The sequence below is a fragment of the Mesorhizobium sp. B2-5-11 genome (genome assembly GCF_006440835.1).
Classification (GTDB): domain Bacteria; phylum Pseudomonadota; class Alphaproteobacteria; order Rhizobiales; family Rhizobiaceae; genus Mesorhizobium.
Genome location: NZ_VFUK01000008.1, coordinates 124,232 through 146,384 on the forward strand (window position 1 = coordinate 124,232; position 22,153 = coordinate 146,384).

At 64.7% G+C, this 22,153-nt stretch carries 23 protein-coding genes; 9 read left to right on the forward strand and 14 right to left on the reverse strand.

Features of this window, described 5'->3' with window-relative positions:
• Positions 1 to 93: 93 nt before the first annotated feature.
• From FJ490_RS23595 to FJ490_RS23605, 3 genes are all read right to left on the reverse strand, one after another.
• A complete protein-coding gene (locus FJ490_RS23595) occupies positions 94 to 1,533 on the reverse strand; it encodes an amidase (RefSeq protein WP_140558408.1) in 1,440 nt (479 codons plus the stop codon).
• 10 nt (positions 1,534 to 1,543) lie between these two features.
• Positions 1,544 to 2,449 carry a ribokinase gene (locus FJ490_RS23600; protein ID WP_140729239.1) on the reverse strand — a complete coding sequence of 302 codons (906 nt, stop codon included), beginning with the start codon at positions 2,447 to 2,449 and terminating at the stop codon, positions 1,544 to 1,546.
• Positions 2,450 to 2,610: 161 nt separating this feature from the next.
• The gene (locus tag FJ490_RS23605; protein WP_140729238.1) at positions 2,611 to 3,489 is read right to left on the reverse strand and encodes a bifunctional helix-turn-helix domain-containing protein/methylated-DNA--[protein]-cysteine S-methyltransferase; all 879 of its coding nucleotides are present in this window, start codon (positions 3,487 to 3,489) and stop codon (positions 2,611 to 2,613) included.
• A gap of 114 nt (positions 3,490 to 3,603) precedes the next feature.
• Here FJ490_RS23605 and FJ490_RS23610 point away from each other — a divergent pair, with 114 nt between their 5' ends.
• Positions 3,604 to 4,419 (forward strand): class I SAM-dependent methyltransferase, encoded by an 816-nt coding sequence (locus FJ490_RS23610; RefSeq protein ID WP_140558411.1) that lies wholly within the window; start codon positions 3,604 to 3,606, stop codon positions 4,417 to 4,419.
• A 45-nt stretch (positions 4,420 to 4,464) separates the two neighbouring features.
• Here the strand turns inward: FJ490_RS23610 and FJ490_RS23615 are convergent, their stop codons facing one another.
• The gene (locus FJ490_RS23615; RefSeq protein WP_140500184.1) at positions 4,465 to 4,959 is read right to left on the reverse strand and encodes a DUF2244 domain-containing protein; all 495 of its coding nucleotides are present in this window, start codon (positions 4,957 to 4,959) and stop codon (positions 4,465 to 4,467) included.
• Between the two features lie 22 nt (positions 4,960 to 4,981).
• Between FJ490_RS23615 and nth the strand changes: the two genes are divergently transcribed.
• Positions 4,982 to 5,785: an endonuclease III gene (gene nth / locus FJ490_RS23620; protein WP_140560249.1), complete on the forward strand. Its 804-nt coding sequence runs from the start codon at positions 4,982 to 4,984 to the stop codon at positions 5,783 to 5,785.
• 1 nt (position 5,786) lies between these two features.
• On the opposite strand, the gene FJ490_RS23625 is transcribed toward nth, so the two are convergent.
• The 3 genes from FJ490_RS23625 to FJ490_RS23635 form a co-directional block, all read right to left on the reverse strand.
• On the reverse strand, positions 5,787 to 7,295 hold the full coding sequence (locus tag FJ490_RS23625; protein WP_140513750.1) for a tripartite tricarboxylate transporter permease: 1,509 nt from the start codon (positions 7,293 to 7,295) through the stop codon (positions 5,787 to 5,789).
• 10 nt (positions 7,296 to 7,305) lie between these two features.
• Positions 7,306 to 7,767, reverse strand: a complete 462-nt coding sequence (locus FJ490_RS23630; protein WP_140560255.1) for a tripartite tricarboxylate transporter TctB family protein — start codon at positions 7,765 to 7,767, stop codon at positions 7,306 to 7,308.
• 75 nt (positions 7,768 to 7,842) lie between these two features.
• Complete coding sequence (locus tag FJ490_RS23635; protein WP_140729237.1) at positions 7,843 to 8,820, reverse strand: tripartite tricarboxylate transporter substrate-binding protein; 978 nt, start codon at positions 8,818 to 8,820, stop codon at positions 7,843 to 7,845.
• Between the two features lie 306 nt (positions 8,821 to 9,126).
• On the opposite strand from FJ490_RS23635, the gene FJ490_RS23640 reads away from it, so the two are divergent.
• A complete protein-coding gene (locus FJ490_RS23640; RefSeq protein WP_140560257.1) occupies positions 9,127 to 9,666 on the forward strand; it encodes a GNAT family N-acetyltransferase in 540 nt (179 codons plus the stop codon).
• Positions 9,667 to 9,778: 112 nt separating this feature from the next.
• On the opposite strand, the gene FJ490_RS23645 is transcribed toward FJ490_RS23640, so the two are convergent.
• Positions 9,779 to 10,627 carry an IclR family transcriptional regulator gene (locus FJ490_RS23645; RefSeq protein WP_224684736.1) on the reverse strand — a complete coding sequence of 283 codons (849 nt, stop codon included), beginning with the start codon at positions 10,625 to 10,627 and terminating at the stop codon, positions 9,779 to 9,781.
• Positions 10,628 to 10,810: 183 nt separating this feature from the next.
• Between FJ490_RS23645 and FJ490_RS23650 the strand changes: the two genes are divergently transcribed.
• The 5 genes from FJ490_RS23650 (at position 10,811) to FJ490_RS23670 (ending at position 16,045) form a co-directional block, all read left to right on the forward strand.
• On the forward strand, positions 10,811 to 11,788 hold the full coding sequence (locus FJ490_RS23650) for a tripartite tricarboxylate transporter substrate-binding protein (RefSeq protein ID WP_140513746.1): 978 nt from the start codon (positions 10,811 to 10,813) through the stop codon (positions 11,786 to 11,788).
• A 130-nt stretch (positions 11,789 to 11,918) separates the two neighbouring features.
• Positions 11,919 to 12,455 carry a tripartite tricarboxylate transporter TctB family protein gene (locus FJ490_RS23655; protein ID WP_140513745.1) on the forward strand — a complete coding sequence of 179 codons (537 nt, stop codon included), beginning with the start codon at positions 11,919 to 11,921 and terminating at the stop codon, positions 12,453 to 12,455.
• Positions 12,456 to 12,459: 4 nt separating this feature from the next.
• Complete coding sequence (locus FJ490_RS23660) at positions 12,460 to 13,983, forward strand: tripartite tricarboxylate transporter permease (RefSeq protein WP_140556474.1); 1,524 nt, start codon at positions 12,460 to 12,462, stop codon at positions 13,981 to 13,983.
• 15 nt (positions 13,984 to 13,998) lie between these two features.
• Positions 13,999 to 15,183, forward strand: coding sequence for a CoA transferase (locus FJ490_RS23665; RefSeq protein ID WP_140560258.1), 1,185 nt, complete (start codon positions 13,999 to 14,001; stop codon positions 15,181 to 15,183).
• Between the two features lie 16 nt (positions 15,184 to 15,199).
• Positions 15,200 to 16,045 carry a citryl-CoA lyase gene (locus FJ490_RS23670; protein ID WP_140560259.1) on the forward strand — a complete coding sequence of 282 codons (846 nt, stop codon included), beginning with the start codon at positions 15,200 to 15,202 and terminating at the stop codon, positions 16,043 to 16,045.
• Between the two features lie 5 nt (positions 16,046 to 16,050).
• On the opposite strand, the gene FJ490_RS23675 is transcribed toward FJ490_RS23670, so the two are convergent.
• Both FJ490_RS23675 and FJ490_RS23680 read right to left on the reverse strand, forming a co-directional pair.
• A complete protein-coding gene (locus FJ490_RS23675) occupies positions 16,051 to 16,527 on the reverse strand; it encodes an NUDIX hydrolase (protein WP_140496381.1) in 477 nt (158 codons plus the stop codon).
• 123 nt (positions 16,528 to 16,650) lie between these two features.
• Positions 16,651 to 16,929 (reverse strand): hypothetical protein, encoded by a 279-nt coding sequence (locus FJ490_RS23680; protein WP_224557047.1) that lies wholly within the window; start codon positions 16,927 to 16,929, stop codon positions 16,651 to 16,653.
• A gap of 368 nt (positions 16,930 to 17,297) precedes the next feature.
• Here FJ490_RS23680 and FJ490_RS23685 point away from each other — a divergent pair, with 368 nt between their 5' ends.
• Positions 17,298 to 17,873, forward strand: a complete 576-nt coding sequence (locus FJ490_RS23685) for an invasion associated locus B family protein (protein WP_140729236.1) — start codon at positions 17,298 to 17,300, stop codon at positions 17,871 to 17,873.
• A gap of 74 nt (positions 17,874 to 17,947) precedes the next feature.
• Here FJ490_RS23685 and coaBC read toward each other — a convergent pair whose 3' ends face one another.
• The 4 genes from coaBC to ubiE all read right to left on the reverse strand — a co-directional run bounded on the left by coaBC (position 17,948) and on the right by ubiE (position 22,071).
• On the reverse strand, positions 17,948 to 19,420 hold the full coding sequence (gene coaBC, locus FJ490_RS23690; RefSeq protein WP_210239491.1) for a bifunctional phosphopantothenoylcysteine decarboxylase/phosphopantothenate--cysteine ligase CoaBC: 1,473 nt from the start codon (positions 19,418 to 19,420) through the stop codon (positions 17,948 to 17,950).
• A gap of 2 nt (positions 19,421 to 19,422) precedes the next feature.
• Positions 19,423 to 19,632, reverse strand: coding sequence for a hypothetical protein (locus tag FJ490_RS23695; RefSeq protein WP_140632976.1), 210 nt, complete (start codon positions 19,630 to 19,632; stop codon positions 19,423 to 19,425).
• A gap of 74 nt (positions 19,633 to 19,706) precedes the next feature.
• Positions 19,707 to 21,281: a 2-polyprenylphenol 6-hydroxylase gene (ubiB, locus tag FJ490_RS23700; RefSeq protein WP_140496372.1), complete on the reverse strand. Its 1,575-nt coding sequence runs from the start codon at positions 21,279 to 21,281 to the stop codon at positions 19,707 to 19,709.
• 13 nt (positions 21,282 to 21,294) lie between these two features.
• Entirely contained in the window at positions 21,295 to 22,071 is a 777-nt protein-coding gene (gene ubiE / locus FJ490_RS23705) for a bifunctional demethylmenaquinone methyltransferase/2-methoxy-6-polyprenyl-1,4-benzoquinol methylase UbiE (protein WP_140522478.1), read from the reverse strand.
• Positions 22,072 to 22,153 lie beyond the last annotated feature (82 nt).

The window sequence follows — 22,153 nt, forward strand, 5'->3', positions numbered from 1 at the left end:
GAATGCCGCCTGTGCGGCGCCACAATCAATGCATGGCGGCGATGCCGGTGCAAGCCGGCACATGGAGCCGCGCGATACGCAGATGCACCGGATTCAGGCGCCGGACGGCCACGGCAGTGTCGTCTCATAGGCCGCCGCCGCCTTCAGCACAGCCATGTCGCCACGCGGCCGGCCGATCAGTTGCATGCCCATCGGCCGGCCTCTGGCCTCGAAGCCGACCGGCACGCTGACGGCCGGGCAGCCGCCCATGGTGGCGGGCGCCGAAACCTGCATCCAGCGGTGATAGCTGTCCATCGGCCGGCCGGCGATCTCGCGCGGCCAATGGGTGCCGACGTCGAACGGAAAGACTTGCGCGGTCGGCAATGCAATCAGGTCGAAGCGGTCGAACAGCGACAGCAGCGTCCGGTACCAGGACGTCCGGACGACCGAGGCGGCGCGAATCCGAGGCGCCGTCAGGAGTTGCGCGTTCTCCACCTCCCAGACGGCTTCGGGCTTCAACAGGGCGCGCCTGGCAGGATCGTCATAATGCACTTTCAGCGCGCAGCCGCTGCTTGCCTGGCGCAACGTCACGAAGGCCTGCCACAAGGCCTCGAAATCAAAATCCGGCACCAGTGCCTCGGCCTTGAACGAGGCCTCCCCGAAGCGGTCGAGCGCGGCCTGGCAGAGCTCGAGGATGCCGGGCTCCATGGGCAAATGCCCGCCCAGATCGCCGAGCCAGGCGACACGGCCGCCTTTGGCGGGCATATGCAGGCCTTCGAGGAAGGAGCCTTGTTTCTCATAGGACAAGGGTGCGCGCGGATGATGGCCCGCCTGCACGTCGAGCAGCAGCGCCATGTCGCCGACATTGCGACCCATCGGCCCATCGACGCCCATCTGGGCATGAAAGACCTCGACGTCCGGGCCGCCGGGGACGAGCCCCTGCGATGGCCGGAAACCATAGACATTGTTCCAGGCGGCTGGATTGCGCAACGAGCCGCCGAAGTCGCTGCCGTCGGCGACGGGCACCATGTCCAGCGCCAGCGCCACCGCGGCGCCGCCGCTCGAGCCGCCGGCGCTCAAATCTGGATCAAAGGCGTTCAGCGTCGGGCCGAACACGGGATTGTAGGTGTTGGAGCCGAGGCCGAATTCGGGAACGTTGGTCTTGCCGATGATGATGGCGCCGGCCTTGCGCATGCGCTCGACGAAGAAATCGTCCTCCTGCGGCACGAAATCGGCGAAGATCGGCGAGCCGAAGGAGGTGCGCAGGCCGCGGGTCATTGCGAGATCCTTGACCGCGATCGGCAGGCCGAAGAGCGCACCGGCCCGGTCCGGACGGGCATCGGCTGCGTCGGCCTCGCGCAGGATATCGCTACGATCGCGCAAGGAAACGATGGCGTTGACGAGCGGGTTGACGGCTTCGACGCGGTCGAGGAATGCCGTCACGACCTCACGTACCGAAAGTTTCCTTTGCCGGATCGCGTCGGCCAGCTCGACGGCGGACAGGCGGCAGATGTCGCCGGTCGGTGGCGCGGCATGCTTTGTCTGGGGGCGCATTCTGGTCGTCTCAGCGGGATTTCAGGAGTGCCTGGTCGACATCGGCGGCCAACGGGATGGCCGGCTGGGCGCCCGGCTTCAGGCATGCCAGCGAGCCGGCCGCGCCGGCCCGGGCGAGCGCCTGTTCGAGGGGCAGGCCCGACGACAGGCCGGCGGCGAAATAGCCGCAAAAGGTGTCGCCTGCACCAACCGTGTCGACCGGGGTGATCTTCAATGCGGGCACCGTCAGGGAATCGGTCGGCGTCGCCGCCATCACGCCGTCGCCGCCGAGCGTGACGACGATGGCGCGGCCGGTTTTCCCGGCAAAGTCGCGCATCCGTGCCGCGCGGTCGCGCCCGCTCAGCGACAGCACCTCGCCATAGAGGTCGAACTCAGTCTCGTTGGCGACGACATAGTCGGCCTTGCCGAGCAAGCCGGCCGCGTCGCGATGGAAGGGTGCGGTGTTGAGCACGGTGACGGCACCGACCGCGCTTGCCTGATCGAGCGCGGCTTCGACGGTCGCAAGCGGGATCTCGTGTTGCAGGAGCATGACATCGCCTTTTCCGGGGAAGGCCTTGGACAGGTCGCCGGGCAGCACCGAGGCGTTGGCACCCGGCACCACGGCGATAATGTTCTCGCCATCGTCGCCGACCATGATCAGCGCGGTGCCCGTCGAGGCAAAAGTTTCGCCCACGCCAGACAGATCCACCTTGGCCTGGCGCAGCAGCGCCAGGGCCTCGCCGGCGAAACTATCCTTGCCGACGGCTCCCACCATGCGCACCTTGGCGCCGGCGCGCGCGGCGGCCAACGCCTGGTTGGCGCCCTTGCCACCGGGCGCGGTGGCGAAACCGGAGCCGCTCACCGTCTCGCCAGGGCTCGGCAAGCGGTCGACATTGGCAATAAGGTCGAGATTGATCGAGCCGACGACGATGATCAAGGAATGCCTCCTCATGAATGAGCGGGAAGCTATCCTGTAAGATCGTTGCTTTCCAGTGCATGCCGATATGGCAAGCGCTGCGGTGCCGCGTCATGCGAGTCAGCGGGGCGTCGTCGTTTTCCACGTGACAATGCCGGCGGAAGTTGCCGGCGTTCCCGATTTCAAGAGGTGACCTGTCCAGCCTCCCAGCCCAGAATGGCGCGCTTGCGGGTCAGGCCCCAGTGGTAGCCGGTGAGGTCGCCGGATTTGCCGATGGCGCGGTGGCAAGGCACCACGAAGGAGAGCGGGTTGGCGCCGTTGGCGGCGCCGACGGCGCGGCTGGCGCTCGGCGCGCCGATGCTGGCGGCAATCGAGGAATAGGTGCGAGCCTTGCCCATCGGAATCTGGAGCAAGGCCTCCCAGACGCGAACCTGGAAGTCGGTGCCGATCATCACGACATGCAGCGGCTGGTCCGGGCGCCACAGCGTCGGGTCGAAGATGCGTGCGGCGTAGGGACCGGTCGCGGCCATGTCCTCGACATAGACGGCATTCGGCCAGCGGCTGGACATATCGGCGAAAGCGGCGCGTTCCTCGCCCGGATCGCTAAAGGCGAGGCCGGCAAGCCCGCGGTCGGTGGCCATGATCAGGGCGGTGCCGAATGGCGAGCTATGATAGCCATAGCGGATGGTGAGCCCGGCGCCGCGCGTCTTGTAGTCGCCCGGCGACATCGCCTCATGGGTGACGAACAGGTCGTGCAGCCGGCCGGGGCCGGACATGCCGACCTCGAACGATGTTTCAAGCAGCGGCATGCCGGAATCGAGCAGCCTGCGGGCATGGTCCAGCGTCACCGCCTGCAGGAAAGCCTTGGGCGAAAGGCCGGCCCAGCGTGTGAACAGCTTCTGCAGGCCGGTCGGCGTCTCGCCGACCTCCTCTGCAAGCTCCTCGAGGGAAGGCTGGTCGCGATAGTCGAGGCTGATCTTCTCGATGGCGCGGCGCACGATTTCGTAGTCGCTGCCTTCGGGCGTGATGTCCTTCTTGAGGACTGCTGTCTGTGTACTCATGGGACTTCTCCTTGAGCCGGAATATCAGCCCTTGGGGCGCCGATCACCACCCGAAACTTGCCTTCTTGCGGCGCATACCCAGATAAACTCTGGTTTTCGAGCCCAGGAGTCGCCATGGCGGGTGAAAAGGTAAATCTCGCCGGCGCGAAAGAAACCTTGCTGATGACGCTCTACGGCAAGGCGCTGGAAAGCCGGATGCCCCATTCGCTGCTTGGGGATCGTTTCGCCGACGAGGCGGTGCGTAAGATCGACTATGATTTCTCAAGACTCAAGGTCGACAGCAATCTCGGCATCGGCCTGGCGATCAGGGCAAAGACGCTGGACGTCCGCGTCGAGGAGTTTTTGGCCAGAAATCCTGATGCCATCGTGCTGCATCTGGGGTGCGGGCTCGACACGCGCATCTTCCGGGTCGATCCGCCGCCAGGCGTGGACTGGTTCGATGTCGACTATCCGGAAGTCATTGAACTCAGGCGCAAGCTTTACCCGCCGCGCGACCGCTATCGCCTCATCGCTTCGTCGGTAACAGAGCCGGACTGGCTGGCTGAAGTGCCCCGCAACCGACCGGCCATCGTGGTGGCGGAGGGGCTGACGCCCTATCTCCCGGCCGAGGAAGGGTTCCGCCTGTTCTCGCGCCTGGTCATACATCTTGCCGGCGGCGACCTGATTTTCGACGCTTACAGCGGTTTCGGCCTGAAGCTGCTGCGCCTCAATCCGGCGATCAGGGCGACAGGCGCCGAGGTCCACTGGGCGATCGAGGATCCGCGCGAACTGGAACTGGCTGTCCCGAAGCTGCGATTCATCGAAGACATTCCGGCCTATGGACCTGAACACGCCGCCCGCATGGGCTGGCCCGCGCAGCTGTTCGTTCGGCTTTGGAAATACATTCCCGCACTGCGCAAGATCGGCAGGCTTTTGCGCTATCGCTTCTGAAACGTCGTACCCTTGTTCGACGCGGTCCGGACGCAAGCTGTTCGGCTAGCGCGCCTTGGCGGTGGCGAGCGCACGTGAAAAGGCGGTGGCGAAGCTTTCGCGGGAATCGGGGTCGAGAAAGCCGCCGATCGCCACGTTTTGTCCCTGCGCCTCGACCGCCATCCGGGTGATGCCGATTTCGGCGTGACGGGCGACCGAAAAGCGCGCCCAGAACGGGTTGAAGCGGTGCGCTTCCGATTTTCCCGACGGCGCGGTCTTGCGGATATCGAGACTGGTGCGCGAGATCGACACCTCCTCGCGGGCGCGGGCGGCACGGTAGTTCATGCGGAAGGCAATGTAGACGGCGACAACGTCCAGACCGAAGAAGCCGAAAACCGGCCAGGCGCCGCGCGACAGGAAAAAAGCCCCGGTCACCAGCCAGCCGAACAGCAGCGCGACCATCAGCACGGCGAAGCCGGTCTTGCCCAGCGACCGGTGCGGGGTCAGCAAGGCGCTGAAGAAGGGTTCGTCCGCCTGGAACGAGGCATTTGTGTCGTTCATATCTGGATATTATAGGAAGGAAATGGCAAGCCCCAAGTCCAAAGTACCCGCACAATCCGAAAAGAAGCCACCGCCTGGACGGCGCGACGGCTCGAACGCCAAGCCGAGCCCCAGGCCGGCCCGATCCAGAACGCTCTACAGTCCGGCGGAGGTGCACGAGATTTTCCGGCGCTTTGCCGTCCAGCGGCCGGAGCCGAAGGGCGAGCTCGAACATGTAAACCCCTTCACCCTGCTGGTGGCCGTCGTGCTGTCGGCGCAGGCGACCGACGCCGGCGTCAACAAGGCGACACGGGCGCTGTTCAAGATCGCCGATACGCCGCGCAAAATGCTGGATCTGGGTGAGGCCAGGGTCGGCGACTATATCAGGACCATCGGTCTGTGGCGCAACAAGGCCAAGAACGTCATCGCGTTGTCGCAGGCATTGATTCGCGATCATGGTGGCGAGGTGCCGGACAGCCGGGACGAACTGGTCAAATTGCCGGGGGTCGGGCGCAAGACCGCCAATGTCGTGCTCAACATGGCCTTCGGCCAGCACACGATGGCCGTCGACACGCACATCTTCCGCATCGGCAACCGCATAGGACTGGCGCCCGGCAAGACGCCCGACCAGGTCGAGCAGGGGCTGTTGAAGATCATTCCCGACGAATATATGCGCCACGCGCATCACTGGCTGATCCTGCATGGCCGCTACGTCTGCAAGGCGCGCAAGCCGGATTGCCCGGCCTGCGTCATCGCCGACCTCTGCAAGGCGCAGGAAAAGACGACCAGCGTGCCGGCGCCGCTGGTCGAGATCGCTCCGCTCGAGGAAGCGAGCGGAATTCAATAAGTTAACTCTCCTCCACAAACACCTCTTCGCGCTTCTTCTTGACCGCGGGCAGGAAGACGATGACGAGCACGGCGAGCGCGATGAGGAGCAGGCCGGCGCTGATCGGTCTCGTCACGAAGGCGCTGGGATCGCCACGCGACAGAATCATGGCCCGGCGGAGATTTTCCTCAAGCAGGGGGCCAAGCACGAAGCCGAGCAGCAGGGGCGCGGGTTCGCAGCGCAGTTTGGTCAGGAGATAGCCGAGGAAGCCGAAAAAGGCGACGGCGTAGAGGTCGTAGACATTGGTGTTGACGCTGTAAACGCCGATCGAGCAGAACGCCATGATGATCGGGAAAAGCACGTAATAGGGGATCGTAAGCAGCTTCACCCAGAGCCCGATCAGCGGCAAGTTCAGGACGATCAGCATCAGGTTGCCGATCCACATGGAGGCGATGATGCCCCAGAAAAGCGCCGGCTGTTCGGTCGCGACATTCGGGCCGGGCACGATGCCCTGGATGATCATCGCGCCGATCATCAGCGCCATGACCGGATTGGCTGGAATGCCGAGCGTCAGCATGGGGATGAAGGAGGTCTGCGCACCGGCATTGTTGGCCGATTCCGGCCCGGCGACACCTGCGATCGCGCCCTTGCCGAATTCTTCGGGGTTTTTCGATACGCGCTTTTCGACCGTGTAGGAGGCAAAGGCCGCGAGGATCGCGCCGCCTCCCGGCAGGATGCCGAGCGCTGAACCGATGATCGTTCCGCGCACGATGGGCGCCGCCATGCGCCTGAAGTCGTCGCGGGTGGGCATGAGGCCGGAAACCTTTCGGATCATCACCGAGCGCTCATGCTCGTTTTCGAGGTTGCGAAGGATCTCGGCGATGCCGAAGACGCCGACCGCCACGGCGACGAAATTCAGCCCGTCGGCATATTCGGGGATACCGAGCGTGAAGCGCGGCGTGCCGGTGTAGATATCGGTGCCGACAATGCCGAGCAACAGACCGAGCACGACCATCGCCAGCGCCTTGACGATCGAACCGTGCGCAAGCGCGACCGACGAGACGAGGCCGACGACCATCAGCGAAAAATATTCGGCCGCGCCGAATTCCAGCGCGATCGAGGTCAGCGGCGGGGCGAAGATGGCGACGAGGAAGGTCGACACCGTGCCGGCGAAGAACGAACCGATCGCCGCGATCGCGAGTGCCGCGCCGGCGCGGCCGTTCCTGGCCATCTGATAGCCGTCGATCGCCGTGACGGCCGAGGACGATTCGCCGGGCATGTTGATGAGAATGGCTGTGGTCGAGCCGCCATATTGCGCACCGTAATAGATGCCGGCGAGCATGATGAGGGAGGAAACCGGGTCGCCGATCTGAAAGGTGATCGGCAAGAGCATGGCGATGGTCGCGGTGGCGCCGATCCCGGGCAGGACGCCGATCAGCGTGCCAAGAAGGACGCCGATCAGGCAGAAACCAAGGTTCGTCAGCGATGAAGCGGTCGAAAAGCCGAGCGCCAGATTGTCGAGGAGCTCCATGCTCATCTCCTCACAATGGCAGCCATGGGCCAAAGCGCCGGAACGGAAGGCCGAGTGCGTAGCTGAAGACGAAAAATGCAAACAGGGTCAGGCCGGTCGACAGCACGAACGCGGTCAGCGGTTTCATGCGGCCGCTGGCGAACGATGCGATCAGCGCCGTCAGGAAGATTGACGGAATGAAGCCGAGGCCGCGCACCGTCAGGCCGAAGAAGATCGGAGCGGGAAGGATGAACAGCGAGCCGCGCCACGCAATGTAGCCGATCGGATCGCCCTCGAATCGCACCGCCTGGAAGAGGATGACGAGGCCAAGCAGGATCAGCACGATCGCCAGCACCAGCGGGAAATAGCCCGGCCCCATGCGGAAGGCGGTGCCGATTTCCAGGCCGAGCGACTGCAACGCGAAAAATGCGCCGAAAACGATGAACAGCGCAGCGCATATGCCGTTCGTCCTGTCGATTGCGAAAGCCTTCATGACATTCCTCCCAGGCTGCGGGCGCGCGACGATACCGAAGCGAGAACGGGGCGCCGGCGGCGCCCCGTTCAAACCTCAGTCGGCGTACTGGCCGGCGGCTTCGATGATCGGCTTCCAGCGAACGATCTCGTTTTCCAGCTTGGCCTTCAGCGCGGCCGGCGTCGCGTCGGCCTGCGGCGACGGCCTGGTGCCGAGCTCGGCGAAGCGGGCGGCGACGTTCTCGTCCTTCAGCGCGACCTGCAGGGATTTCGACAGCCGTTCGGTGATCTCCGCCGGAGTGCCCTTGGGGGCATAAAGACCGTGCCAGATGCTGACCTGCACGTCGGGAAGGCCGGCTTCCGTCGTCGTCGGGACATCGGGCAGCACATCGAGGCGCTCCGGCGAGGTGACGGCGTAAGCCTTGATCGTGCCGCCCTGGATCTGCTTGGTGGTGTTGGTCGTCTGGTCGCACATGATGTCGACCTGGCCGCCGAGGAGATCGGTCATGGCCGGGCCGGTGCCCTTGTAGGGGACGGTGACCAGCGGCGTCTTGATAGCGCTCATGAACAGCATGCCGCAGAGATGCGAGGCAGCACCTATGCCGGCATTGGCTACGGTGACGCTATCCTTGTTGGCCTTGGCGTACTCGACCAATCCCTTCAAATCGGCCGGCTCGAGGTCCTTTCGGCCAACGATGGTCATTGGCACCTCGGTGACGAGGCCGACATATTCGAAGGCGTTCAGCGTGTCGTAGGCGAGCTTTCGGTAGAGTGTGGCACTGGTGGCCATGCCGATGTGATGGAGGAGCAGGGTGTAACCGTCCGGCTCGGCCTTCGCGACGCGGCCAGCGCCCAGCGTGCCACCGGCGCCGCCGACATTCTCGACGATGACCTGCTGGCCGAGATCCTTGGACATAGCTTCCGCGACAAGACGCGTGACCGTGTCGGTCGGGCCGCCGGCCGCAAACGGCACCACGACGGTGATGGTGCGTTCGGGATAGGTTTGCGCGCCTGCGGCGACCGGATAAAGCGTGACGGCCACGGCGGCAGCCAGAGCGGCGACAAATCTTCTCATCGTGATTTCCTCCCAGAGCTTAAATCTTCAACCGCTGCGCGGAGTTCTCCTCGACACCGGCTGCACGGGTACAACTAGGGCAGGCTAACAGATTGCAATCGTACTCAAATGGCAAAGTGCTGATATCCGCAACCGTTCTGAATTGCGATCCATGAGGCGGCCGGACCATCGGAGGAACGACTGTCCCGGCTGGATCGGGGCACGCCAAGCGCGCGCCGTCTGTCTGGAAGATGATCCGCCCGGCCTGGCCCTTGCTCGCGGCCGGTGATTTGCTAGGTGCTTTGCAGGTTTGAGCGAGGGCGACCCATGAACCATCACGACACAAGCGGCGTTCCGATTATCGAAACGACGCGCGCCATCCTGCGAGCGCACCGGCTGGAGGATTTCGACGCCTATGTCGCCATGTGGGCCGATCCGGTCGTCACCCGCTTCATCGGCGGCAGGCCGCGCACGCGAGAAGAGAGCTGGATGCGCTTCCTGCGTCACGCCGGGCTCTGGTCGCTGCTCGGCTACGGTTTCTGGGCGATCGAGGACAAGGCGACGGGCCGTTTCGTCGGTGAGGCCGGGTTTCACGACCTCAAGCGCGATATGGAGCCGCCGATAGAGGGCATTCCGGAGGCCGGGTGGGCGCTCGCTCCGGCCGCCCACGGCGCCGGCCTCGCCACCGAGATCGTCAGCCGCGTGCTTGGCTGGGGCGACGAGACCTTCGGACGTGGCAAAACCGTCTGCATCATCGACCCCGAAAACACCGCTTCCTTGAACGTGGCGACGAAGTGCGGCTACCGGGAGGTGGCGCGGACCATCTATCACGAAACCCCGACCATCCTGCTGGAGCGGTTGGCCTGAGCACTCGCCAAGTGCCTAAAGCGCGCGGCGTCGAAACGGATTCATGCGCTGCGCCTAGCTTTCTTGTTTTACGTCGTTCTCCCAAAGCCGAGGTCCCTTTGGGCGGCATGCATTAGCGGTCGTTCCGCAAAGGCGTCGAAATGATCCGAGAACGCCGTCTGCTCCTGATAACCGCGCCGGGACTGGCATTATCCGTTTGCACCGCGGCTTCGCGAGCCGCTTCATCGAGCATCGAGGCATCCTCGCCGAAGGCGCGGGTGGCACTGGCCGCCGCCTCGAGCAGCGGCCGCCGCATGCGCCGCAGGAAGGCCGCGTCGACGCGTGTGCTCGGGCCGGCCAGGGTCAAGGCGCCGAGCAGAACCCGCCCAGGCCCGAACACCGGCGCCGAGACGCCCGCCGTCTGCGGGTCGCGGTCGCCGATGGCGAGGCAGTTGCAGGTCTTGCGGATGGTTTCGTACGGTTCGCCCGGCTGTCCGGAAAACGCCGCCAGCACACGCCCGCCGGAGCCCACCAGCAACGGCAGGACGTCACCCTCGCGGATCGTATAGCGGATAGGATGCTTGGACTCGACGCGATAGAGACAGGTGCGCACGTCTCCCGACCGGACATAGAACGCAACGCTTTCCCAGCTTAGCTCGCAGAGATCGCGCATGATCGGCAGCAGGATGTCGACCGCCACGACCGACCGCTGATAGAGCGCGCCGAGCCGGAAGCTGGCCGGTCCGATGCGGTAGCGTCCGTCGTCCAGGCGTTCGAGCAATTGTCCGCGCAAAAGCGAATTGGCCAGCCGCAGAATGGTGCTCTTATAGAGGCCGGTTCGGGCCGCGATCTCGGAAAGGCTGAGCGAGCGGTCCGCCGTGGTGAATGCATCGAGGATGGCAATGGCCCGGTCAAGCGCGGCAACACCGTCGGCTGACGCGCTCCGGATTTCGATGCCAGCTGGTTTGCCTGCCGAATTCATTGGTTCCCAGTCGAACAAAGGTCGAGCGGCGCGATTGTGTCGCGCAGCTCAAGCATTCTGTCCAGCAGAATATCGTTCCTGTTGACGGAACGCGGTAAAGTCTGCTTGAACTCAAGCACGGGTCTGGTTTCAGGCGCGTTTTTGGCGGGCACCGGAGGAGGTGTCGTGATTTGGAGGAATCCCATGCTGAACAGACGCAAATTTTTGATGAGCACCGCTGCCGCGGGGGCCGCCGGGCTGGTGGCGTCGCGTCTTTCTCCCGCCTTTGCCCAAGGCACGCCACAGATCCAGATTTTCGTGCCGGCGGCGCCCGGTGGCGGCTGGGACCAGACCGCGCGCACGATGGACCAGGTGCTGCGCAGCGAGAAGCTGATCTCCGGCTCGCAGATCACCAATGTCGGCGGCGCCGGCGGCACGGTCGGGCTGCCGCAATTCATCAGTCAATGGAACGGCAAGGGCAATTCGCTGATGGTTGGCGGCATGGTCATGGTCGGCGCCATCATCGCCAACAAGGCTGCCAATAATTTGACGCAGGTCACGCCGATCGCCCGGCTCACCGGCGAGTTCGAAGCGCTGGTGGTGCCGGCGGCCTCGCCGTTCAAGACGGCCGCCGACTTCGTCGCCGCGCTTAAAGAGGATCCGACGAAGGTTCCCGTCGCCGGCGGCTCGGCCGGCGGTTCGGACCATATCCTGTTCGGCCTGATCGCCAAGACGGCGGGCGTGCCGGCGACAAACCTGTCCTACGTGCCGTTCGCGGGCGGCGGCGAGGCGCTGTCAGCGCTGCTCGGCAACCAGGTGGCGGCGGGCATTTCCGGCTTTGGCGAGTTCTCCGAACAGGTCAAGGCCGGGGCGCTCAGGCTGCTCGCCATTTCCGCCGACAAGCGGCAGGAGGGCATCGATGCGCCAACGCTGAAGGAAGCCGGCATCGACGTCGAACTGTTCAACTGGCGCGGCGTCTTCGCACCCCCCGGCGTCTCCGATACCGATAAGGCGGCGATGATCACGCTGGTCGAGACCATGGCCAAGAGCGATGCCTGGGCCACGGAATGCAAGAACCGCAACTGGACGCCCATCCTGCTCACCGGCGACGACTATGCGAAGTTCCTTGCCGAGGATACGGCTCGCATCGAAGCCATCCTCAAGGATCTCGGGCTCGCCTGATTTCCCTGAAGGGGGCGGGTCCATGGTCCGCCCTTTTTCCTCCCGCCGTTCGCATGGACATGCGATCCACCGGGGATAAAAATAGGATAAAAGCCGGCTGTGAGACGCCGGCTGTCTTGGGAGGACATTCATGAGCACCAGCGACCAGCAGGCTGCGTCCTCGCGCCTTGCCGTACCCGAACTGCTGATCGGCATCGGGCTTCTGGCCTGTGCCGGGGCGGTCGCCTGGCAGACCTTGGCGATCCCGGTGTCGCCGCTCTACTCCAAGGTCGGCCCGACCGTCTTTCCCTACCTCACCATGTTCGGCCTGGTGGTTCTTTCGCTCCTGCTCATCGTCGCCGCACTGCGCGGCGGCTGGCAGCCGGAGGAGGAAAAGGAGACGCCGACCGACTGGAAGGCGATGGGCTTCGTCGTCATCGGCCTTGTCGCCAACCTGCTCCTGATCCAGCCGCTCGGCTTCACCGCGGCATCCGTCATCATGTTCGTTCTGGTCTGCTACGGCTTCGGCAGCCGGCATACGCTGCGCGATGCGCTCACTGGCCTCGTGCTGGCGCTGGCCGCCTATTTCGGCTTCGCCAGGGCGCTCGGCGTCAATATCGGCGCCGGTTTCATCGAGAACCAGCTGAATACGGTAATCGATGCGTTCACCAGCACGCTGAGGGGCTGACGCCATGGAAACGCTAGGCCATCTGGCACACGGTTTCGCCGTCGCCTTCACTCCGGTCAACCTTCTGTGGTGCCTGCTCGGCACCACGCTTGGCACCGCCATCGGCGTGCTGCCCGGCCTCGGACCGGCGCTGACCATCGCGCTGCTTCTGCCGATCACCTACCAGGTTGCGCCGGAGGCCTCCTTCATCCTGTTTGCCGGCATCTATTACGGGGCCATGTATGGCGGCTCGACGACCTCGATCCTGCTCAACACGCCAGGCGAAAGCGCTACCATCGTCACCGCGCTGGAAGGCAACAAGATGGCCCGGTCCGGGCGCGGCGGCGCCGCACTTGCCACCTCGGCGATCGGCTCCTTCGTCGCCGGCACTCTCGGCACGCTGGGCGTCGCCTTCCTGGCGCCTATCGTGGTCAGGTTCGCGCTGGCCTTCGGCCCGGCCGAATATTTCTCGCTGATGGTGCTGGCCTTCATCACGGTTTCGGCGGTGCTCGGCTCGTCCTCGGTGCGCGGCTTGACCAGCCTGTTCGCCGGCTTTGTTATCGGCATGATCGGGGTCGACCTGCAGACCGGCCAGCCGCGCTTCACCTTCGGCATGACCGAACTGCTCGACGGCGTCGACGTCATCATCGCCGCCGTCGGCCTGTTCGCCGTCGGTGAGACGCTCTACATGGCCTCGCGCCGTTATGCCGGCAAGGACGAGATCGTGCCGCTGAAGGGCTCGCTCTATATGACGGCGGCCGAATGGAGGCGCTCGTGGAAGCCCTGGTTGCGCGGCGCCGCGATCGGCTTCCCGATCGGCGCCATGCCGGCCGGCGGCGCCGAGATCCCGACCTTCCTGTCCTATGCCATCGAAAAGAAGCTTTCGAAGCACAAGCAGGAATTCGGCACGGTTGGCGCCATCGAGGGCGTAGCCGGTCCGGAGGCCGCCAACAATGCCTCGGCTGCCGGCGTGCTGGTGCCGATGCTGACGCTCGGGCTGCCGACCTCGGCGACGGCGGCAATCATGCTTTCGGCCTTCCAGAGCTACGGCATCAATCCAGGCCCGCTGCTTCTGACGACACAAGGCAACCTGGTCTGGGGACTGATCGCCAGCCTGTTCATCGCCAACGTCATTCTCGTCATCCTCAATCTGCCGCTGATCGGGCTTTGGGTGCGGCTGCTGAAGATCCCGGCGCCGCAGCTCTATGCCGGCATCCTGGTTTTCGCCACCGTCGGCACCTACGGCATTTCGCAGTCGCCGATCGACCTCGCCATCCTCTATCTCCTGGGTGCTGCCGGCTTCCTGATGCGGCGCTTCGATTTCCCGACCGCGCCCGTCATCATCGGCATGATCCTGGGACCGCTCGCCGAAACCCAATTCCGCCGCGCCATGACGATCTCGAACGGCGACTGGTCGGTGTTCTACAAGCACCCGCTGTCGCTGACCCTGCTGACGCTGGCCTTCATCGGCCTGGTCGGGCCGCATATCTGGGCCTACATCGAACGCCGCCGATTGCGGGGGCCGGAGCATGTGCCGGGCGATGCCTGATCGATTTGAAGTGACATGACAGACCTGCTTTCCGGCATTCGCGTGCTCGACCTGACCAACGTCCTGGCCGGGCCCTACTGCGCCTACCAGTTGGCGCTGCTCGGCGCCGACGTCATCAAGGTCGAGGCGCCGCAAGGCGGCGACCTGGCGCGACAGCTCGGCGGTTCGCCGGAACTCAACCAGGCCGGCATGGGCGCTTCGTTCCTGGCTCAGAATGCCGGCAAACGCTCCGTCGTGCTCGACCTCAAGAAGGAAGCCGAGCGCGAACGCTTCCTCGACCTGGTCGCCAGCGCCGATGCGCTGGTGGAAAACTTCCGCCCCGGCGTCATGGGCCGGCTTGGCCTCGGCTACGAGGCGCTGAAGGCGGTCCGCCCCAACCTTGTCTACTGCGCGATATCGGGCTTCGGCCAGACCGGGCCGATGCGCGACAATCCGGCCTATGACCAGATCATCCAAGGCCTTTCGGGCATTATGAGCATCACCGGCACGCCGGAGACGGCACCCTTGCGGGTCGGCTATCCCGTCGCCGACACGCTGGGCGGACTGGTCGGGGCCTTCGCCATCGTCTCGGCGCTGGTAAGGCAGAAGACGAGCGGCGAGGGTGCTTTTCTCGACGTGTCGATGCTTGAATGCACATTGTCGGCGCTTGGCTGGCCGGTTTCCAACTATCTGACGGCCGGGGTCGATCCCAAGCCGATGGGCAATGAGAACATGACGGCGGCACCGTCGGGCGCCTTTCGCACCGGCGACGGTCTGCTCAACATCGCCGCCAACAAGCAGGAGCAGTTCGTAACGCTTTGCCGGCTTATCGAACGGCCGGAGCTGGCGTCGGATCCACGCTTTGCCGAGCGCGAGACGCGCAAGCGGAACCGTGCGGCGCTGAAGATCGAGATCGAGGGGGCCCTGGCGAATGGCCCGGCGGCTGCGTGGGAAGAAAAACTGAACCGCGCCGGGGTGCCGGCGGGCAGGGTGCTGACGATCCCGCAAGTGCTGGCCGAACCGCAGGTGCTGGAGCGCCAGATGACCAGGGCTTTCGACGGCGTGGCTGACATGGAGAGACCGCTGACGGTTCTGCGCGGCGGCTTCATGGTCGATGGCACGGCTCCATTGCCGGCCTCCCCGCCACCGGCCCTGGGCGAGCACATGGACGAGGTTTTCGCCGGCCTGTCGCCGCGAGCGAAGACAAAGGCACTCACATGAACGAGCAAAAGACGATATGAGTGAGCAAAAGACGGGCCGCGAGCGTGCAGAGGAGTGGTGGCAGACCGGCATTATCGAAATGCGGCCGGGCGTCATCCGGCTGCGCGGCTATGAAATCCAGGACCTGATCGGCCGCGTCAGCTTCCCGGCTGTCATCTGGCTGATGCTGCGCGGCGAATTGCCCAGCGAGGAACAGGCCGCGCTGCTCGGCATTGCGCTGGGCGCCGCAGTCGACCACGGGCCGCAGGCGCCGTCGATCGCCATCGCCCGCATGGCGGCGACCTGCGGTGTCGGCATCAACAGCGCCATGGCTTCGGCCATCAACGTGCTTGGCGACGTCCATGGCGGCGCCGGCGAGCAGGCGCTTGCCTTCTATGGCGACATTGCCGCGGCGCTCGATGGCGGCACGACGCTGAAAGAGGCTGTCTCGGGGCGTCTTGACCGGTTCTTTGCCGGGGAAAAGGGCTACGTGCCGGGGCTGGGCCATCGCTTCCATCCGGTCGACCCGCGCGCGCCGCGCCTGATGGAACTGACTCGGGAGTTTGCCGCGCGCGGCGTGATCCATGGCCGCTTCGCCGATATCGCCGAGGCGATCGAGGCGGAGGTAGCGCGGCGCAAGGGCAAAAAGATACCGCTCAACATCGATGGCGCGACCGCCGTCATTTACGGCGAGCTCGGCTTTCCGCCACCGCTGACGCGGGGGCTTTTCGTGCTGTCGCGCTCGGTCGGCATCCTGGCGCATGCCTGGGAACAATCCCAGCAAGCCGAGCGGAACAAAGGTCCGCTGCCACGCGAATGGCTGTGGGCCTATGCCGGGACGCCAGTGCGACCGCTCCCCGAAGAGGACGGCGCCGGGGCGTGAGGCCTTTACGTAGGGCCGATTTGTGCCGGCTGGGGAAGCTTCAAGGTCCTTACCAGCGTCGAAAGTTCGGGTTCGTCGATGAGCATGGCCGCATCGGCCGGCGCCAGCCAGGCCCGTTGCCGCCGTTTGGCTTCCTGCCAGTCGGCGAGCTCTTGCGTTACTTCCAACAGATAGACGATGACATCGACGCGCACGAACCGGTTGGCCAGCCGCTTCCAATAGGAATAGGTGCCCGCTGGCTGCTTCAGGGTCTTGCCGAGCACGCCCGCTTCTTCCTGCGCCTCGATGGTGGCCGCCTTGCGTCCGCTCTTGCCTTTCATCGGCCAGCCCTTGGGTACGATGAAGCGCCTGGTGGTGCGCGAGGTGACCAGCATCACCTCGATGTCGCCGCGCTGGTCCAGCCGAAAAGGGATAGCCGCGACCTGGCGGATCGTCTCGCCCTTCTTGGCCTTGCGCACGGCCTTTTTCTTGGTGGCTGCCATTCGTAAAATCCAGTCGGTGCAGTGCCCATACCGTGACGCGGTGTCGTTGCAAAACCCAAACTGCCGCAAGGGCACCGGAACGCCCCTACCATGTAAGTCGGCTAAATAAAAGGGAAGCCCGCCTCAGCGGCAGGTGCTTACGGCGGTGTTGCCGATTATCTGGGTCTGGCAGTTCGGCCTGACCCGCGGCACGATGGGCGGCGGCTGTTGCACGATCACCCGGTCCTGAGCCCGATTCTGTTGCTGCTGTTGCTGAAACTGCTGCCGCTGGACACGGTTTTGCAAGGCCTGCAGATCGTTCTGCTGGATCAACGCGTTGTTGTCGACGGAGGGAATGAGCACCTGCGCGGAAGCAGGCAGACAGATGCCCGCCAGCGTCGAGGCTGCCAATGCCGCCGTCATGAAAACCGTTGATGGCCGAAGCGCCAACATCTGCTCATTCCCGCACAAACAGAATTCACTCTACATATAGTGCGTTTGTCCCCTCGTGCCACGCCAGAGTGCCGATTAACAGGAAATCGCGTGATCGCGCCCCCTTCGCGGCGGAGGAGAATCTGCCCCGCCGCCCGCATCGCACTTGACGGAAGCGGTCGATTCACCGCTCTATCGGGTTGACGCTGGCCTCGAATTCCATGGCGTCAACGGCGTCGGCATGTCCGTCGGATGCAACGGCGCCTTCGAGGAAACGGTCAAACAGAACGCCGACAGTGCGTCCCTCAGGATCAGCTTCCAGCTGGCTCAGGGATGGAGCCGGGCAAAAAGGGGTCCTTATGAGGAAGCATGCGTATCTGCTGGCGATGCTGGCGGCTGCCTGCATCGCCGGTCTTCCGGCCACGGCGGCGCAGACAAAAGGCGACAAAGCGGCGGCCGCGCCCGCCGCCAACCAGCCACAGCTGCCCGGCGGCGCATCGGCCCTCTCCGAAACCCATGGCGACTGGGCGGTCAACTGCCAGATATCGGGCGCGGCCAAGGCATGCAGCCTGTCACATCAGCAGTTCAACAAGCAAAGCAACCAGCGCCTGCTGGCGATAGAGCTGTCGAGCAGGACGGGCGAAGACGCGACCGGCACGCTCGCCTTGCCGTTCGGCCTGGCGCTCGCCAAGGGCGTCAGCCTGACGATCGACGACCAGAAGCTGGACGGCAGCCTGCAGTTCAACACCTGCCAGGCGGTCGGCTGCCTGGTGCCGGTGGCGTTCGATGCCAAGGTCGTCCCCGTGCTCAAGGCGGGCACCACCTTGAAGGTCGATGCCTTCGCGGCGGATACGGGGCAAGCGGTTAGCTTCTCCATTCCGCTCAATGGCTTCGGCAGTGCGCTTGCACGGACCGCGGAGCTTCTTGCCGACTAACACGTTCAGCGTTCGATAGAATCGCCAGCCCGCGCTAAACCTTTGTTTTTGCGGAATTCCGACGATCCAGCTCGTCAAACCACGATCGTTTTCAGCCGTTCTGCGATCAGGGTGGCGAGCCGGGCCGCGACTTCGTCCTTGCTCATCTCGGGCCATTCCTCGACGCCGGCCTTCGAGACGATGCGAACACGGTTGCGGTCGCCGCCCATCACACCGGACGGACCGACGCCGCTGGTCTGCGACACGTCGTTGGCGACAATGAAGTCGGCGCCCTTCTTCCTCAGCTTGGCTTCGGCGTTGCGCAAAAGGTCCTGCGTCTCGGCGGCGAAGCCGACTACCAGCGCCGGCCGCCGCCTGTGATGCCCGACGCCCGCAAGGATGTCGGGGTTCTCGATCATGCGCAGCACCGGCGGGCCTTCCCCCGGTGCCTTCTTGATCTTCTCGCCGGCCGGGCTGTCGGCGCGCCAATCGGCGACGGCGGCGACGAATACCGCCGCATCGGCCGGTAGAAGCTGTTCCACGGCATCGCGCATCTCCTGCGCCCGCTCGATGTGGATGGTCTTCACGCCAGCCGGATCGGCGATGCTGACGGGACCGGAGACCAGCCTCACGTCGGCGCCGAGCCTGGCCAATGCCGCCGCAATGGCATGGCCCTGCTTTCCCGACGATCGGTTGGCGATGTAGCGAACGGGGTCGATCGGCTCGTGCGTCGGGCCTGACGTGACGATGATCTTCTTGCCGGCCAGCGGCTTGGATCCGGTATCGAGCAGCGCCTCGATGGCGGCGACGATCTCCAGCGGCTCGGCCATGCGGCCTTCGCCAGCCTCGTTGCTCTCGGCCATCTCGCCTTTGGCGGGGCCAACGAAGGTGATGCCATCCTTGTGCAGCGCCGCACGATTGCGCCGCGTCGCCGGATGCGCCCACATCCTGGGGTTCATGGCCGGCGCCATCAGCACCGGCTTGTCGGTGGCCAGGAGCACGGTGGAGGCAAGATCATTGGCGTGGCCGTTGGCGAGCTTGGCCATCAGGTCGGCGGTGGCGGGCGCCACGACTAGCAGATCGGCCTCGCGCGATAGCCTGATATGGCCGACATCGTGCTCGTCATTGCGATCGAAGAGATCGGTAAAGACATGGTCTGCCGAGAGCGCACCGGCCGACAGCGTGGTGACGAATTCCCGCGCAGCCGACGTCATGACCACGCGCACCGCCGCACCCCTTTCACGCAGACGGCGGATCAGGTCGAGTGCCTTGTAGGCGGCGATGCCGCCGCCGATGATGAGCAGGATGCGCTTGCCGGAGAGGGTCATGGAGGACCAGAGATCATCAGCGAGTTTCTTCTGATCAAAATCTACTTTTTGCAGCTGCCGGCCGAATTCGAGGATCTCCTCCGCCGTAACGAAATCCTCGGCACCTTTGAAGGTGGGCGCCACTTCCTTGAGCAGCAGACTTCTTGCCTCCTGCTCCATCGACACACCATGACGGGCAGCCCGCTCGCGCAGTCTTTGTTTCAAATCCTCGTCGAGATTGCGAATGGTCAGGGTACCCATGGCTAACTTTGCCTGCCTGCCATTGGTTGAGCCTTGGCCTCGTCCTTAAATGTCAGGCGTCCGCCATCGAAGCCTTTCGTGGTCGGAAGCCCAACTGATGCCGCGAGCACATCCCGCGCCTCCTGCTCCATGGAAACGCCGCGCGCGGCACCGCGTTCACGCAATCGCTGCATGACATGATCTTCCAGATTCCGGACAGTAATCCTGGCCATAGTCGCACTCCTGCGCACAATATAGCTATCCCGCCTTTCGACTGCAATGACAGCATCGCTGTCATTGCAGTCACTCAGAGCAGCTTCCAGGCTATATAGACCAGCGTCAGGGCTATCACCCAAAGCGCCACGCGGCCGGAGCGGTTGTAGCGCGCTTCGGCCTTGCCGATGGCACGGGCCGTCGCCTCGTCGAAGCGCAGGCCATGCTCGGCCATCAGGTCGATCTCGCGCGACAGCCGCTCGGTGCGCGCTGCCAACTCGGGGGCTTGGCGGATCAGCGTCAGCATCGCCTTGCCGCCGTCGCGGGCGTCGGCCAGCAGGCCGCTTGGCCCGAGATTTCCTGATATCCAGCCGCTGACCACGGGTTCGGCGGTCTTCCACATGTTGAAGGCCGGATCGAGCGTGCGCGCCACGCCCTCGACCACCACCATGGTTTTCTGCAGGAGGATCAGTTCGGGCCGCGTCGCCATGTCGAAGAGTTCGGTCACCTCGAACAGCAGCGTCAGAAGCTTGGCCATGGAAATGGTCTCGGCCGGCTGGCCATGGATCGGCTCGCCGATGGCGCGGATCGCCTGGGCGAAGGCCGCGACATTGTGCTGGCGCGGCACGTAGCCGGCCTCGAAATGAACCTCGGCGACGCGCAGATAGTCGCGCGTGATGAAGCCGTAGAGGATTTCGGCGAGGAACCGGCGCTCCTTCTTGCCGAGCCTGCCGGCAATGCCGAGATCGACCGCGACGATCGTGCCATCAGCCTCGACGAACAGGTTGCCCGGATGCATGTCGGCGTGAAAGAAGCCGTCGCGCAGCGTATGGCGCAAGAACGACTGGATGAGGTTGGCCGCGATTGCCCTCAGATCGTGTCCAGCGGCGGCGAGTCCGGCGATGTCGTTCATCTTGATGCCGTCGACCCATTCCATGGTCAGCACGTCGCGGCCGGTGCGCTCCCAGTCGACGGAAGGGACGCGAAAGCCCGGATCCTCCCTGGTGCTTTGACCAAGTTCCGAAAGCGCGGCCGCCTCGAGGCGCAGGTCCATCTCGATCTTGGTGGTCTGCGCCAGCGTCTCGGTCACCTCCACAGGCCGCAGCCGGCGTGAGGAGGGGATGTATTTCTCCTGCAGGCGGGCCGCGAGGAAATAGCTTTCGAGATCCTGGAAGAAGCGGCGGCGCACGCCCGGCCGGATCACCTTGACCGCTACCTTCCTGGCGACGCCGCCATCGACGGTTTCAGCGGCATGGACCTGGGCGATGGAGGCCGCGGCGACCGGGTCGCCGAACCGCGTGTAGAGGTCGCCGAGCTTGCGCCCGAGCGAGCCCTCGATGGCCGCCACCGCCTCGGCCGTCGGGAAGGTGTGCATCTTGTCCTGCAGCATGGCGAGATCGAGCGCCATGTCGTTGCCGACGACATCGGGTCGTGTCGCCAGAAACTGGCCAAGCTTGACATAGGACGGCCCGAGCCGGACCACCGCCTTGGCCAGCCGATCGCTGCGCTCATAGGCGAGCGCGCGGCGGCGGGTAAACAGCCGCGCCAGCCGCCAGCCCAATTTCGGCAGGCCGGACAGTTCCTCGCCGGGCAAAGCGGCGACGACGCCCTCGCGCACAAGCACCCAGCCGGCCCGCATGAGCCGAAATCCAGCGCTGACGGTGCTCATGCCCGGGCCTGCCTCAAAGTTTCCAGCCCGAATGAAGCGCGGCGATGCCGCCGGAATAGTTGCGGAACGAGACCCGATCGAAGCCCGCGCGGGTTATCATGGAAGCAAAATTCGCCTGGTTGGGGAATTTCGCGATCGACTCGACCAGATAGGAATAAGGCTCGCCGTCGCCGGTGACGGCCTTGCCGATCTTCGGAATGGCCTTGAACGACCAGGCCTCATAGACCCTGTCGAGCAACGGCATCTCGACCTCGGAAAATTCCAGGCACAGGAACCGCCCGCCCGGCTTCAGCACGCGCAACGCTTCGCTGAGAGCGACGTCGATCCTGGGAACGTTGCGGATGCCGAAAGCGATGGTGTAGGCGTCGAAGGTGGCGTCCGCGAACGGCAGTTCCTCGGCATTGGCTTCGACGAAATCGGTGTTGCCGGACATGCCTTTCTTTTGCGCCCTGTCGCGACCGACGGCGAGCATCGAGCCGTTGATGTCGAGCACGGTGGCATGAGCATGCCCATGGCTGGCATCGACGATGCGAAAGGCGATGTCGCCGGTGCCGCCGGCGACATCGAGCACGCACCAGCCCGGCCGCTTCGGCGGATTGAGCCAGGCTACCATGGCGTCCTTCCACAGCCGGTGCAGGCCGCCCGACATCAGGTCGTTCATCAGATCGTAGCGGTTGGCGACCTTGTGGAAAACATCGTTGACCAGGGGCTGCTTGTCGCCTGCCCCTACACGCTTGAAACCATAGGAGGTTTCCATGCCGCCGGCGGCCGTGGTTCTCTCAACTGACATTTTTTTGATCCGTCATAAAACCGGCGGGACCATAGCCGATCGATGGTGCGGGCGCTATTGTTTAAGGCGCGGTGTTCAGCCG